Origin of the sequence: Pontiella sulfatireligans (assembly GCF_900890705.1) — a bacterium.
GTDB classification, from domain to species: Bacteria; Verrucomicrobiota; Kiritimatiellia; order Kiritimatiellales; family Pontiellaceae; genus Pontiella; species Pontiella sulfatireligans.
In genome coordinates, this window is record NZ_CAAHFH010000002.1 from 2,395,101 (window position 1) to 2,409,714 (window position 14,614).

Sequence of the window (14,614 nt, forward strand, 5' to 3'; positions counted from 1 at the left end):
GGTTTTGGGACGAAACTAACTGCGTCTACACGCAAAAATACTCAGATGTCTGATTTAGACATACCTCCAGAGGCTTGATGATGTAAAGCAAGAACATGGCGATTGGAGTAGCCTGTATTTATTTTATCTTGGCCAACCCCTCTCGTAAGTAGGCTTCGACCTCATCAAGATCATATGCCACCTTCCGAGCGCTTAAATAATGCGGTGTGATATAACCTCGGTGGCCGTACAGTCGAACCGTGGCTACGTGGCAGTTCAATATGGCTGCAACTTCCTTGGCCGATGCCATGCGCACTTTCCGGGGAACCGGAAACATGATCTTGAAGGCTGGCATGAAGAGTATAGGTCTTTCTATACGGAAGTCTGTGTAATGGGGAAACGTTTAAATACCGGCTATCAGTTGGATGTCTCCAATGCCGATGATGAGAAATTCCTTCGTCGTCTCTTGTTCAATGATAACAATGGAATTGCTGCGCGCGGTCAGTCGACTCTTAGCCATGATAATTTCGGGAAATATACGAAAGATGAAGACTTCATGAAGTCTCTCCGTCTGTTTGTCATGGAACCTTCGCTGGAAAGTTTTAAAGCCTTTGAGCAGGGGTGGAACAAAACCGCTGAAAAATTTGGTGCGAGAAAAAATCGATTGTTGGTCAATCGTGTGGCGGCAGCATGCACATTGGAGGTCTCAACCACGGTTGATCCGGCTAAATTTGATCAGGTCTTTTACTGGTTATCGGGTCAGAAGATTATTTCTTTACCTCCCGAGTCAGAGATCCCTGGATGGTATGCAAAGAACATATTTTTGATGAAGACCCTGAAGGATGTATTTGGGGATGAATTGTATGCTCATAAAACTGACGACTTCTATTTAAGTCAGTTTGTCTGGATGATGTATGAAAATGTTTCCAACCCGTTTAGCCTGAAAAAGCAGATCATAAAATATGGGGCCCCCGGGACGGGTAACATCAGTGCATCTAATCTCCGTCACCGCTAGATCTGACGGTTTTTTAAACTAAAAACGGGAGTAAATAAATACTCCCGTCAGGTTTAGGCATAGATGCATATCGAAAAATTAGAGGTAACCCCCTCGAAAGGGTGGTGAAATAAATAATAAAAACACGCTACGTTGTATTATTGGGTTCGGGTTCCGTCAGTGGCGTTTCCTGTCAGTGGAAGCTGATGCTCCGGCAGATTCCCCATTCATTATTTTAACCTTTCCATCTTGATATATATATCAGTTTGGTACATATATTGGTTAAAAGAAGGGTATGTAATGGCATGATAAAGAGACGATCAGAGCAATATCTAAAGCATTGGTTCGATAAAACGCGTCGCAAACCGCTAGTGTTGCGGGGTGCTCGGCAGGTGGGCAAATCGACGCTTGTTCGACAATTTGCAGAACATCACGGGCTGGTGCTGAATGAAATCAACCTAGAGAAACATCTGCTTCTGGATGATGTTTTCAAGAGTCTGGATGTTAAACGGATTGTACTGGAGCTGGAAGGATTGCTGGGGCGGAATATACTCGAAAGCGGCAGCCTACTTTTCCTCGACGAAGTTCAGGCGACGCCCCATGCGCTCGCGGCGTTGCGCTATTTTTACGAAGAGCTGCCTGAGCTGCCGGTCATTGCAGCGGGTTCACTGCTGGAGTTCACGCTGGCGAAACATTCTTTTTCAATGCCGGTCGGGCGCGTGGAATACCATCATATCAGCCCGGTTAGCTTTAGTGAGTTCATTGCCTGTCTGGAGCCGGACTTGAATTCATGGAAGGAAGCGGCCGGACGGTTTGAAGAAATTCCGGAAACCGCGCATCAGCGGCTTCTTTCTCGATTGAGGGAATACCTGTTTGTCGGAGGAATGCCCGAGGCGGTTCTGGAGTTTCAGGAATCCGGATCCTTGTCCGAGGTGCAGGAGGTACAGCGATCCATTGTGGAAACCTATCAAGACGATTTCTCTAAATATGCCCAACATGCGGAGCTGGTTCGGCTCCAGCGCATCTTTGGGCAGATCCCGCGCAATATCGGAAGAAAGATTAAATACGTGAATCTTTCCAGAGAAGAACGCTCGCGTGAAATTAAAGCAGGGGTGGAGTTATTGAGCCGGGCGCAGGTTTGTCAGAAGGTGAACGCCTCCCATTGTTCGGGGATTCCGCTCGCGGCCGAGGCATCGGACGATGTCTACAAGCTTATTTTCATGGATGTCGGCATTGTCAATTACCTGTGCGGCGGACGGTGGAATGATATATCAGAGGCGACTGCGCAGGTGCTGGTGAATGAAGGCCCGTTGGCGGAACAGTTTGTGGGACAGCATTTGGCCTATTTGGATCGAGGGAAACCGCAGCTAAATTACTGGTTGAGGGAAGGGCGAGCCAACAATGCCGAGGTTGACTATGTTATCTCGCAGGGAATGCAGATTCTTCCCATAGAAGTGAAGGCTGGGGCCAGCGGATCGCTGAAGTCGCTTCAGCAGTTTGTGTTGGAGAAAGGGAATGCTCAGGCCATTCGCTTTGATTTAAACCGCCCGTCAAAAATGATGGTTGACGTCAAGACGCGATCCGGGGACTCGGTAGAGGATGTTAGGTTCGAACTGATGTCACTTCCTCTCTATGCTGTGGAAGCATTGCCATTGCTTTAGTTCCTTCCATTCTCACTTCTATCCATTTTGCGTTCCTTAGCGAACCATCCTTTGCGTACGTGATTTGAGGACAGGATGATTAAATGACAGGATAATTTTTTGTGCCTGCTGGAATGAATCATGTTGCCATTTAATCGTCCTGCCCTTAATCGTCCTGCAACAAACCGTCCGCACCGGAAATCATCCTGTCATTTAATCATCCTGTCCAATTCTTCTGCTGCGCAGCCGCATTAGCATACTACGTGAAGAACTGAATATTGCACCACACAGCAATCGGGGTGTAGAAGTTGCACAAGGTCGAATCTTGTCGCCCCGACTCTAGATTTCCTTGCGGGAGCTGGCGCAGGACGGCGCACTCGTCATGCAGCTCACCGAAGCCTTCGGCGGCATCAACTACATGATTGACACCCCGCGCGAATTCATTGAAAACGGGGAAGTCGAATCCTATCGCACCAAGCAAGTTTAGGATCGCAATCAAGCAACGGCAGTTAGAGCAGGTATGGTGGTGGGCGTTTAGTGACGGATTTAGAGCACCCCCGAATTCCATTAGGAGTTTTATTTGTTACGCTTTTTGCTGCGGCCTTCTTTGTCTCTTTATGGATCTATCTGTAAAAGCACATTAGTAAAATCCTATAATATATTGACAGATAATGATTAACGTAATTAGTTGTTTGGGTTTGTAATCCGTTGGCCGTCAGTTCAGCTTTGGCCGTCATATCCATTTTAAGAAGAGGTAAACGGAGTGCATGTTTTTGAACGCGGGTAAACAATCACGCGGATGTTTCGGTGGCATTTAATTTGAGGCAGCTCGGGGGCTAATTAGGTTCGGTATAGAATTGCCTTTAGGGCGTTTATCAGAGACATTCGCGCGCATTAATCAGAAATTTGGACTCGAAATGAAATACGTGGTATTAGTTGGCGACGGGATGGGCGACTATCCAGTTGCGGCGCTGGGCGACAAGACGCCCCTGCAGGCGGCGAAGATTCCGACGATTCGGAAAATCGCGGCGGCGGGGGAAGTGCGCATGGTGCAGACGGTTCCGGAGGGCATGCCTCCCGGAAGCGATGTGGCCAACTTGGCCTTGCTTGGATATGACGCGGCATTGAACTATACCGGTCGCGCACCGATCGAGGCCGCTGGCGCGGAAATCCCGATGACCCCGCAGGATGTGGCGTTTCGCTGCAATCTGGTGACGGTGGTCGACGGGGTGATGGATGATTATTCCGCCGGGCACATTACCACGGAAGAGGGGCAGGCGCTGGTGCGCTCGCTTCAGGAAAAGCTGGGCCGCGAAGGGCTGACCTTCTACCCCGGCGTACAATACCGCCATCTGCTGATTTGGGATGGCGGGCCGGCGGCGTGCGAATGCTTGCCGCCGCATGAGATCTCGGACAAGCCGGTGGGCGGATACCTTCCAGCAGGAGATCGGCAGGATGAGATACGCGAACTGATGGAATTATCGAAGGACGTTTTCGCGAATCATCCGGTGAACCAAAAGCGAATTGCGGAAGGGAAAAAGCCCGCAACGCAAATCTGGCTGTGGGGGCAAGGAAATGCCATGCAGCTGGAAACATACACGTCCCTCTATGGTCTGGGCGGCGGAGTGATCTCTGCGGTCGATCTGTTGAAAGGGATTGCCAAACTGGCCGGTTTGGAAGCACCCGACGTTGTCGGTGCGACCGGCTTCCTGGATACGAACTACCAGGGCAAAGTAGATGCCGGCTTGGAGATATTGGAGCGCGAAGATTTTGTCTTCATCCATATCGAAGCGCCGGATGAATGCGGGCACATGGGTGACGCACAGAAAAAAACGCAGGCGATCGAAGAGTTCGATGCCAAGGTATGCGCGCCGGTTCTCCAATGGTTGGAAGAGCGCGGCGAGGAATACACGTTGATGCTGTGCACAGATCACCGTACGCCGGTGGCCCTCAAGGGGCACACCTCCGAGCCCGTTCCCATGGCTGTCATGAAAGGGCCGGTGGGAGAGATAGAAGCGCAGGCTGCGTTCGACGAAGACGTCAACGCCGGAAATGCACAAGGCATGGCCTGCGACTGGATACAACAAATACTAAACGCATCATCCGAACGATGATGGAAGAATGGATTTTTGGACCACTGGAATTTTAGAACTGCCTTATGGAGGCACTGAAACACCCGATTTTATAGAACAAAGACGAATCCAGCCATCCATTCTTCCAGCCCTTTCGGATGCGAAAGGACTAGAAATTGAGCCTAATCAAAAAGATCGCTTCCGTTTTCGGCAAAAAGGACGAGCCGAAGCCAAAAGAAGCACCGAAGCAACAGAAGACCACGCCCAAGAACACCACGCCCGGACAGGAAGAGTGGCGTCCGGGGGATAAATCGAAACCCCGTCCGCAGCCGCCGCGCCGCAAGCCCCCGGGCAGCAGCAGGCAGCAGGAAAATGACGAGGGCCCGAAAAGAAAAGGCCGGAAAAGCGACGGCCGAAAAAGCGACGGCCGGAAAAGCGATGGCCGGAAAAGCGACGGCCGGACGAGCGAAGGCCGTAAAAACAGCCTGCCGCGCCCGAAAAAGACGGTCGATGAGCCTTTCGTCCTGACGGCCGAAGAGCAGGAGCGGATGAAGGAATTCCGTCCGGAGGAAGAAGACCGCCGCGTGGCCTATGAAAAACGGTTGCGTCAGCGCAGGAAGGATCAGGTTTCCGGGAAGCCTCCGCGGGATAGAAGCCGCAAGCCGCGTCCGGAAGGCGAGCGCAAGCCCCGCTCGGAAGGCGAGCGCAAACCGCGCCCGCAACGCGAGCGTGAACCGCGTGAGGAAAACCAGTTCAAACCGCTTCCGAAGCAGGAGCCGAAGGCTCGGGCGGAAGAGACCCCTTGGGATGCTGCTGAGTTCACTATTGAGCCTGAAGAAGGCAAGATCCGTTTTCACGATCTGGGGCTGCACCCGCGTCTGATGCGCGGTATCCATGCGCTGGGCTGGCAGTATGCCACGCCGATTCAGGGGGAAATCCTGCCCGGCACGCTCAAGGGCAGGGATATGGCCGGCCGCGCCCAGACGGGTACCGGCAAAACCGCTGCGTTTTTGATTTCGATCATCAACCACTGCCTTAACAATCCGTTGGAAAAGCAAGGCACCGGTTGCCCGCGTGCGTTGATTATTGCGCCGACCCGCGAGCTAGCCATGCAGATTGCCAGCGATTCCGAGGGGCTGAACCAGTTTACCGGGCTGCACACGGTCGTGCTCTATGGCGGCATGGACTACAACAAGCAGCAGCGTGAGTTGGAAGACAACCAGATCGACATCGTCGTGGCGACGCCAGGACGGCTGCTTGATTTTGCCAGCAAGAGCGTCGTGAAGCTGAACGCCACCGAAATCATGGTGATCGACGAAGCCGACCGCATGCTCGACATGGGCTTCATCCCCGATGTGCGCCGCATCATCTACAAGACGCCTCAAAAGGAAAAGCGCCAGACCGTGCTCTTCAGCGCCACCCTTTCGGATGACGTTATGAAACTGGCGGCGGACTGGATGGTTGATCCCGAGCGCATCGACATCGAGCCGGACCAGGTCGCCGTGGATACCGTGGACCAGAAGGTCTTCATCGTGACCGATAAGGAAAAGTTCCCGCTGCTCTACAACATCATCAAGAATGATAATCCGGACCGGATCATTATTTTTGCCAACCGGCGCGACCAAACAGAACGTTTGACCGATGAGCTGGAACGCTACAGCATTAAATGCGAAATGCTTTCCGGTGCGGTTACGCAGAAGAAGCGCATGCGCATTCTGGAGGACTTCAAATCGGGCAAGGTCAAGGTTTTGGTGGCCACCGATGTGGCCGGACGCGGCATCCACGTTGCCGGCGTCAGCCACGTGGTGAACTTTAATATTCCGGAAAATCCGGACGACTACGTTCACCGTATCGGCCGTACCGGCCGTGCCGGATCGCTCGGCAAGTCGATCACCTTCGCCTGCGAAATGGAATCGTTCGAGCTGCCTGCGATCGAGGAACTGCTGGGCATGGAGCTGAAATGCACGATGCCGCCGGAAGAGCTGCTCGAAGAGCTCCCGCCGGCGCCGCCGCGCAAGCGCCGCCCGCGCCCCGAGGGAGGAGCAAGCCGCCACGGCGGCGGACGCCGGCCCCAAGGGGGCAACAGCGGCGGCCAGCGCAGAAGCGGCGGAAGCCGCCCGCACCGCTAGCCGATAAGAAAAGCCATACCCGAAACCCCGCCCTCGTGCGGGGTTTTTTCGTGCCTGCTTCATCAACACCAAGGCCGCAAACTACACAAAGAAAAAGGATTCCCCTTCGCGTCCTCCCTCTGAATTTGGATTGGCTCGTAGAGCCAACACTACATCGAAGCTTTGTTGTAGAGTCGGCTCTGCGAGCCGAAATGCCCGGTCACTCCCTTGGATATTCCATGCCCCAGCGGATAGGTATTTGCTGCGCTTCCATGCTTTAAAGATGGCATTTCCGTTGTTTAAAAGCAAACGAAGCGTAGAATGCGCGCTTTTCTGGAGGATGTATGAGCGAAGCCAAAGCCAAGCAGCAAAACCCGTTTACGAGCATATTGATCAACGTCGTTATTCCCGTGGCGATCCTCAGTTTTCTGAGCAAGGATAAATATCTCGGTCCGGTCTGGGCGCTTGTTGTGGGGCTGGCCTTCCCGATCAGCTATGGCTTGTACAGGCTGATCAAGGACCGCAAGACCGACTTTATGTCGGTCATCGGCATCGTCAGCGTCACGCTGACCGGCGTGTTCGGCATTCTCAAGCTGCCGCCGGAATACATCGCCATCAAAGAGGCGGCCATTCCGCTGATCATGGGGATCGTAATCATTGTTTCGCTCAAGACGCCGTTTCCACTCATCAAGAAAATCCTCATGACCGAATCGTTGTTCGATGTCGAGCGGCTCAAGCTAGCGTTGAAGGAAAAGGGGAACGAAGCGGTGTTCGAGAAACGCCTCGTTGGCCTGACCTGGGGCTTTGCCTCGTCGATGTTCCTCTCTGCCGGCCTCAGCTACACGCTCGCTAAGATTGTGCTCAAGAGCGAGCCGGGCTCCGAGGCCTATACCGCCGAGCTGGGCAAAATGACCGGCCTAAGCCACGTCGTCGTGCTCGTGCCCTGCATGATTGTCATGTTCTGGGTGCTCAACAAGCTCTTCAACGTTTTGACCGAGCTCACCGGCCTCAAGCTCGACGACCTGCTCGCTGCCCATCACCGGGAAAAAGAAGCGGCCAAGGCCGCTCCGCAGGCGGACTAGCGGACGGGATCTTTGCCTTTTACTGTTTGAAATTAAATCGCGCGGCTCTGTACCATGCGTGTTCAAGGTTTTTACCGAGGAGACGGAATGGACTTCATTACACGCAATATCGATTTGGCCACGGGCGGGATAGAAGAAAAGCGCGCGGAAGTCAGGGCATATTTCAATACCACTTGGTCGCTGTACGAGCATCTGTTCGAAACGCTGGCGTCGGATGAGGTTTTCTACGAGCGCCCGCAGCCTCTGCGCCATCCTTTAATCTTTTACTTCGGCCACACGGCGGTCTTCTTTGTGAACAAGCTGGTGCTGGCCAAGCAGCTGGACGCGCGGATCGATCCCCGATTCGAATCAATCTTTGCCATCGGGGTTGATGAGATGAGTTGGGACGACCTCAACGACGCCCACTATGACTGGCCGACGGTGGACGAAACGCGGCAATACCGTAAAAAGGTCTGCGCCGCCGTCAACGCAGTGATTGATTCCGCGTCGTTCACCATGCCCATCACCCAGGACAGCGTCATGTGGCTCGTAATGATGGGCATCGAGCACGAGCGCATTCATCTGGAAACGAGCTCCGTGCTGATCCGGCAGCTGCCGTTGGAGTCGGTGAAGCCGAACGCGCTGTTTTCGCCCTGCACGGAAACCGGCGCCGCGCCGCAGAACGAGCTGGTCGATGTTGAAGGCGGCACCGTGCGGCTGGGCAAGGAGAAGGATCATCGGCTGTACGGTTGGGACAACGAATACGGCCGGGCCGACTTTGAGGTTCCGGCTTTTTCCTCCTCCAAGTTTTTGGTTTCCAATGCCGAGTATCTCGTGTTTGTGGAAGACGGCGGCTATGCCGACGATCAAGGGTGGGACGAAGAGGGGCTGGCCTGGCGCAGCTATCACCAAGCGTCGATGCCCGAATTCTGGCGCGGCGAACCCGGCGCCTACCGCCTTCGGTTGATGACCGGCGAGATCCCGCTTCCGCCCAACTGGCCCGCGGAGGTGTGCTATCTGGAGGCGAAGGCTTTCTGCAATTGGAAGAGCAAGCAGACCGGTCAATGCGTCCGCTTGCCCGACGAAGCGGAATACCGCCGGCTGCTGGCGGTTTCCGGTTTGGAGGTGGAGCACCACGAGTCGCCCATCGCTGCCAATTGGAACCTTGAATGCTGCGCCTCGTCTGTTCCGGTGGATCAATTTGCCCACGGCGCGTTCTTCGATCTCGTCGGAAACGTGTGGCAGTGGAATGAAACACCCATCTATGCGTTCGACGGCTTTGAAGTGCATCCGCTCTACGACGACTTTTCGGTGCCCACCTTCGACAACCGGCATAATTTAATCAAGGGCGGTTCGTGGATCTCGACCGGCAACGAAATTGCGCTGCACAGCCGCTATGCCTTCCGTCGCCACTTCTACCAGCACGCCGGTTTCCGCTACGTTGTTTCCGAAAAGCCGGTGCGCAAGGAGTTCGACATCTATGAAACCGATGAACTCGTGGCGCAGTATTGCGAGTTCCACTTTGGCGATGACTGCTTCGGCGTGCCCAACTTTCCGAAAGCGATTGCGCAGCTGGCGCTCGATGCGGCGGAGGGCGGCAGCAAGCGCCGTGCACTCGACATCGGCTGCTCCGTCGGACGGACCGCGTTCGAGCTTGCCGGCGCATTCGAACAGGTGGACGCGCTGGACTTTTCCGCCCGTTTTGTGCAGGTGGGTGCGCGGTTGCAAAGCACCGGCCGGATCCGCTATGCGCGGCAGGAAGAAGGCGAGCTGGCCACGTTCCAAGAGCGCACGCTCGAAGAGCTGGGGTTGCTCGGCGATTACAGCCGCATTAATTTCATGCAGCAGGATGCCACCAACATGAAGCCGGAGTTTGCCGGCTATGACCTCGTGGCGGCGGCCAACCTCATTGACCGGTTGCATAATCCGGCACTTTTTTTGCGCGACCTGCCGAAGCGGATGAATCCGGGCGCGGTGCTGCTGATTGCCTCGCCCTACACGTGGCTTGAAACATTCACCAAAAAGGAAAAATGGCTCGGCGGCTTCAAGCGCGACGGCGAGCCGGTCACCACGCTCGACGGCCTGCACGCCGAGCTCGATGAAAGCTTCACCCTTATGGGCGAACCGGTGAAGGTGCCGTTCGTGATTCGTGAAACCGCCCACAAACACCAGCACACGCTGTCTGAAGTGACGCTATGGAAGAAAAAATAATCTACGATTTTGACGCCGTCATTTCCCGCGAGGGAACCTTTGCGGAAAAGTACGAAGCGCGCGAACGCTTTTTCGGAAGCGCGGCAGTGGAGCCGTTCTGGGTGGCGGATATGGATCTGCCGACGCCGGCTTTTCTCGTTGACCACTTGCGCGAACGGCTGGCGCATCCCATGTTTGGATACACCGAGCAATACAATGCGGTCTTCGACGCGATCGTCTGGTGGATGAAAAACCAGCACGGAGCGACCGTGGACCCCAAGTGGATTTCGCTCTCGTCTTCGGTCGTCACCAGCATATCCATCGCCATTCAATCCCTGACGGAGCCCGGCGATTCCGTGATCGTGCTGTCGCCGGTGTACGGCCCGTTCTTTTCCTGCACGCAGGCCAACGGGCGCAACGTGGCCGACTGCCCGCTGCGGATCGAGCAGGGCCGTTTCGAGATCGACTTCGCGGCCCTAGAAAAAACCATGGCGCAAGCGGACGTTAAGCTGCTGATGCTTTGCAACCCCCACAATCCCGGCGGTCGCGTTTGGAGCCCTTCCGAACTCGCGCAGCTCGCGCACTTGTGCGCGACGAACGGCGTCATCCTTTTCAGCGACGAAATCCACTGCGACATTGTCTATCCGCCACATCGCCACAACTCGATGCTCAACATCGCCGAGGCCAGCGGGAACTGCATTGTTGCGCATTCGATCGGGAAGACCTTCAATACGAGCGGACTGCAGGCCTCCTTCTCCATTATTCCCGACGCCGCGCTGCGCAAGCGCTTCCGCGCCGGACTCGAACGGGTACACGCGGGCGACGTCAACTTGCTGGGCAAAGTCGCGTTGGCGGCGGCGTTGTCGCCCGAAGGGGCCGACTATAAGCGGCAGTTGGTGGACTATCTGGGCGAAAACACGCGGCTGGTCTGCGAAAAGCTTCAGGCCTTGGAAGGCGTTGATGTGATGGCGCCGGAAGCCACCTTTTTGGTTTGGTCCGATTTCCGGAAACACGGGGCGTGGCCCGAGGTGTTCAAGCGGTTGATTCACAACGCCGATGTCGCGCTCTCCGGCGGCACCTTCTTTGGCCCGGCCGGGGAAGGGTGGTTCCGCATCAACTGCGCGCATCCCCGTTCAAAGCTGCTGCCGGCGGTGGACCGGATTGTCGCCGAGTTTCAGAATAAACCCCATTAGATACTTACATTTTTTGCTCTTCAGGCAGCCTGTCCTCGCAAAGGTTAGGCAGAATAATTGGGTGGCAGAATAATTCTCCCTGCTCTGGGAACTGAAATTATTCTGCCACCCAATTATTCTGCCTATATTCCTTCTGTTGCGGAGCTGGCTTGGGATAGAGTGATTGGAGGAAGATTATGGGATATCAAAGCACTAGAGAATGCGTTGAGGCGCTGGAGCGAAGCGGGCAGCTGCTGCGCTTTGCCGCAGCAGTCGACCCGCACCTTGAAATGGCCGAGATCCAGCGACGCGTCTATCGGGCCAAGGGCCCAGCGCTACTCTTCGAAAACGTCAAGGGCTGTGCCTTCCCTTGCGCATCCAATTTGTTTGGAACGCCCGAGCGCGCGCGGTTGATTTTTCAGGACACCTACGATCAGGTCGCCACGCTCGTGGCCTCGAAGGCTGATCCGCTCGCGCTGCTCAAAAATCCGGCGAAGGCGGCCAAGGCCGGCTTCTCCGCGCTGCATGCGCTCCCTAAAAAGGTTTCCACGGGCAACGCCCCGGTCTTTGAGTGTCGCGCCAAGGTTAGCGACCTCCCGCCCATCACCAGCTGGCCCGACGACGGCGGTCCGTTCATTACGCTGCCGCAGGTTTACAGCGAGCATCCGGACCATCCGGGCAAGCCGCTGAAGAGCAATCTCGGCATGTATCGCATTCAAATGAGCGGCAATGAATTTGTTCCCGATCGAGAAGTCGGCCTGCACTACCAAATCCACCGCGGGATCGGCGTCCATCAAAAGCTGCACCAGGACGCCGGCAAGCCGTTCCGCGTAGCGATCTTTATCGGCGGTCCGCCGGCCATGAGCTTTTCCGCCGTCATGCCGCTGCCCGAGGGCATGCCCGAAGTGGCCTTTGCCGGATTGCTCGCCGGCCGCCGCTTCCGCTACGCACACTATAAGGGCTGGACCGTTTCCGCCGACGCCGACTTCTGCATCATCGGCACCATCAAAGACGAGCTCAAGCGCGAGGGTCCGTTCGGCGACCACTTGGGCTACTACAGCCTCGACCACCTTTTCCCCTGCTTGGAAGTCGAAGAGGTGTTCCACCGCAAGGATGCCATTTGGCCGTTCACCGTCGTGGGCCGTCCGCCGCAGGAAGACACCACCTTCGGCGAAGTCATTCACGATATGACCGGTGCCGTCATCCCCACCGAGATTCCCGGGCTCAAGGCCGTGCATGCGGTCGACGCCGCCGGCGTGCATCCGCTGCTGCTCGCCATCGGGCAGGAGCGCTACACGCCCTACGTCAAAACCATCCGGCCCTCGGAGCTGCTCACTATTGCCAATGCGATTCTAGGCAAGGGGCAGCTGTCGCTCGCAAAATATGTGTTCATCGCCAACGAGGCCGACGCGCCCGAGCTCGACATTCACGATATCCCGGCCTACTTCATGCACATGCTCGAACGGATCAAGTGGGAGCGCGATCTGCACTTCCAAACCGAAACCAGCATCGACACGCTCGACTATTCCGGCTCCGGCCTGAACCACGGATCGAAGGTGGTCTTTGCCTGCAACGGCGAAGCTTTTCGAACCTTGGAAACGAAAAAGCCGGACATTGACTGTGCGGTTGTGGCCCCGGGAATTCTGGCCCTATCGTCCAGCTTCGAGCTCGAATCATTCGCCAAGCATCTTGAAGGCCTGGTTTCGGTGGATGATTTCCCGCTGGTGGTGTTGTGCGACGACCCCGAATTTTTGGCCGCCGACTTCAACAACTTCCTGTGGGTCACCTTCACCCGCTCCAATCCGGCGCGGGACATTCACGGCGTCGGAGCGCAAACCCAATTCAAGCACTGGGGCTGCACCGGCCCGCTTATCATCGATGCGCGCCTCAAGCCGCACCACGCCCCGCCGCTCATCGAAGATCCAGCCGTCACCGCCAAGGTCGACAAAATGTTTGCCGAGGGCGGTGTGCTCGAAAAGTGTGGAGCGACGACCTCCGTGTCGTCCTAACAGCAGAACGGGTCAAGTTCTCGGCATCGATTAGGATGAGACGGAGCGCTGCTGGCATTCGCCTTGGTTTCCTCCAACTAGTTTAAAGCATTTTAAGAAATACGATGGCTCAGTTCCGTGGCGCCGGATTGCCGTTTCATTGCGCTTGCCTAAGTTTGGGTTCAATGGTTGCTTTCGTTCCTCAAGCCTCGCTTTGCGTCCAATCCGGTGTCTCATCCGCAGAGAACACCGGATTGGAATCAGCAGTCCATTTTTCATGGAGCGCGACGCTTCGTCGTCGCCTGCGCAGGCAGGGGGGTCCCGTTCAGGTGCGGATGCGACGACGCGAAGCGAAAGGCTGAAGGAACGACAGCAACGACCAACGGGAGAGGCAACCGCATCCCTCCTCAAAGCCCCCTCTGCTTCAAAGCGGCATCGCGCCTACCTCCCCCACCCAGCATTGTAGGGCAGAAATGATGAAATAAGCGTTCTGGTACCCTTGTGGCAGATTGATGAAGGATTAAGAAAATGGTAAATCCAGATTGACGATCGTCACGCTGGATTTACCATCAGGTTCATGTGGGAGCCTTTTCATCATGCTGACATCTCTCTTCCTGTCGTCCGGCGGCGCATTGGCTTGGAGCTGCTCGAAATGCTGGATGTTCTGGGCGATGTGGCCATTCACGGGGCATGGGCGTTTCTCCATAACCGAACTTATCCCAACCGCAAAGCGCTCGATCAAGCCATTGGCCGGTTATCCAAGCAGGGGCTTGTGGTTAAACGGCGCGGACTCGATACGCCTTGGCTGGAACTCACTGCTGGTGCGGAAGAGTCGATGGAAGCCTATTTCCACCCGGACAAATGGTGGAACACGAAGTGGAACGGCATCTGGTATTTGCTGGTCTACGATGTGCCTGAAGCCGATCGCCCCTACCGCAATGTGCTTCGGAAATTCCTGAGGAGGCAGCGCATGGGCTGTTTTCAGAAAAGCGTTTGGATCACTCCGCACGACATCCGCCCGCAATATGCCGACTTGGAAGAGGCCGCTGCCGTGGAGGTGTTTGCCTGCCTGTTCGAAGCACGTACTGTGCTGGGAATGCCGGCGGAAAAGGTGGTTTGGGAATCGTGGGACTTTGATCAACTCTACGACATTCAGAAAAGGTTCTGCGATGTTTACGCCGGGAACCTTGAAATCCTCGATGGGTTGGTCTCGCCCAGTCTGGATACTCTGATGCGACTGGCGGCGGAGGAAGTCGATGCGTTCCGTAGCGCGTTTGTGCTCGATCCCTTGCTTCCAAGCCAGCTGCTGCCCTGCGACTACAAGGGAAAAGAGGCATTTGCACTCCACCAAAAACTCACCAACCAAATCCGATCAAAACTCATGGAGGTAAATCCAAAGTGACGATCGTC

9 protein-coding genes are annotated in these 14,614 nt (G+C 55.6%); all 9 read left to right on the forward strand.

Features of this window, described 5'->3' with window-relative positions; genetic code table 11:
* The first annotated feature begins 370 nt into the window (after positions 1–370).
* The gene (locus SCARR_RS22790; RefSeq protein ID WP_136064008.1) at positions 371–994 is read left to right on the forward strand and encodes a hypothetical protein; all 624 of its coding nucleotides are present in this window, start codon (positions 371–373) and stop codon (positions 992–994) included.
* A 284-nt stretch (positions 995–1,278) separates the two neighbouring features.
* A complete protein-coding gene (locus SCARR_RS22795; RefSeq protein ID WP_136064009.1) occupies positions 1,279–2,634 on the forward strand; it encodes an ATP-binding protein in 1,356 nt (451 codons plus the stop codon).
* Between the two features lie 896 nt (positions 2,635–3,530).
* On the forward strand, positions 3,531–4,727 hold the full coding sequence (locus SCARR_RS22800; RefSeq protein ID WP_136064011.1) for a cofactor-independent phosphoglycerate mutase: 1,197 nt from the start codon (positions 3,531–3,533) through the stop codon (positions 4,725–4,727).
* 134 nt (positions 4,728–4,861) lie between these two features.
* Entirely contained in the window at positions 4,862–6,814 is a 1,953-nt protein-coding gene (locus SCARR_RS22805; RefSeq protein ID WP_136064013.1) for a DEAD/DEAH box helicase, read from the forward strand.
* 323 nt (positions 6,815–7,137) lie between these two features.
* Entirely contained in the window at positions 7,138–7,875 is a 738-nt protein-coding gene (locus tag SCARR_RS22810) for a VC0807 family protein (protein ID WP_136064015.1), read from the forward strand.
* Between the two features lie 87 nt (positions 7,876–7,962).
* Entirely contained in the window at positions 7,963–10,065 is a 2,103-nt protein-coding gene (gene ovoA, locus SCARR_RS22815) for a 5-histidylcysteine sulfoxide synthase (RefSeq protein WP_136064017.1), read from the forward strand.
* Complete coding sequence (locus SCARR_RS22820) at positions 10,050–11,237, forward strand: MalY/PatB family protein (protein WP_136064019.1); 1,188 nt, start codon at positions 10,050–10,052, stop codon at positions 11,235–11,237. Before ovoA ends, SCARR_RS22820 begins: the two co-directional genes overlap by 16 nt.
* A gap of 176 nt (positions 11,238–11,413) precedes the next feature.
* The gene (locus SCARR_RS22825; protein WP_136064021.1) at positions 11,414–13,225 is read left to right on the forward strand and encodes a UbiD family decarboxylase; all 1,812 of its coding nucleotides are present in this window, start codon (positions 11,414–11,416) and stop codon (positions 13,223–13,225) included.
* A 556-nt stretch (positions 13,226–13,781) separates the two neighbouring features.
* A complete protein-coding gene (locus SCARR_RS22830) occupies positions 13,782–14,606 on the forward strand; it encodes a PaaX family transcriptional regulator C-terminal domain-containing protein (RefSeq protein ID WP_136064023.1) in 825 nt (274 codons plus the stop codon).
* Positions 14,607–14,614 lie beyond the last annotated feature (8 nt).

Excerpts from the sequence above, each read along its gene's own strand:
- SCARR_RS22790 (WP_136064008.1), top strand. The coding sequence starts at position 371 with ATGGGGAAACGTTTAAATACCGGCTATCAGTTGGATGTCTCCAATGCC.
- SCARR_RS22795 (WP_136064009.1), top strand. The coding sequence starts at position 1,279 with ATGATAAAGAGACGATCAGAGCAATATCTAAAGCATTGGTTCGATAAA.
- SCARR_RS22800 (WP_136064011.1), top strand. The coding sequence starts at position 3,531 with ATGAAATACGTGGTATTAGTTGGCGACGGGATGGGCGACTATCCAGTT.
- SCARR_RS22810 (WP_136064015.1), top strand. The coding sequence starts at position 7,138 with ATGAGCGAAGCCAAAGCCAAGCAGCAAAACCCGTTTACGAGCATATTG.
- ovoA (WP_136064017.1), top strand. The coding sequence starts at position 7,963 with ATGGACTTCATTACACGCAATATCGATTTGGCCACGGGCGGGATAGAA.
- SCARR_RS22820 (WP_136064019.1), top strand. The coding sequence starts at position 10,050 with ATGGAAGAAAAAATAATCTACGATTTTGACGCCGTCATTTCCCGCGAG.
- SCARR_RS22825 (WP_136064021.1), top strand. The coding sequence starts at position 11,414 with ATGGGATATCAAAGCACTAGAGAATGCGTTGAGGCGCTGGAGCGAAGC.
- SCARR_RS22830 (WP_136064023.1), top strand. The coding sequence starts at position 13,782 with ATGTGGGAGCCTTTTCATCATGCTGACATCTCTCTTCCTGTCGTCCGG.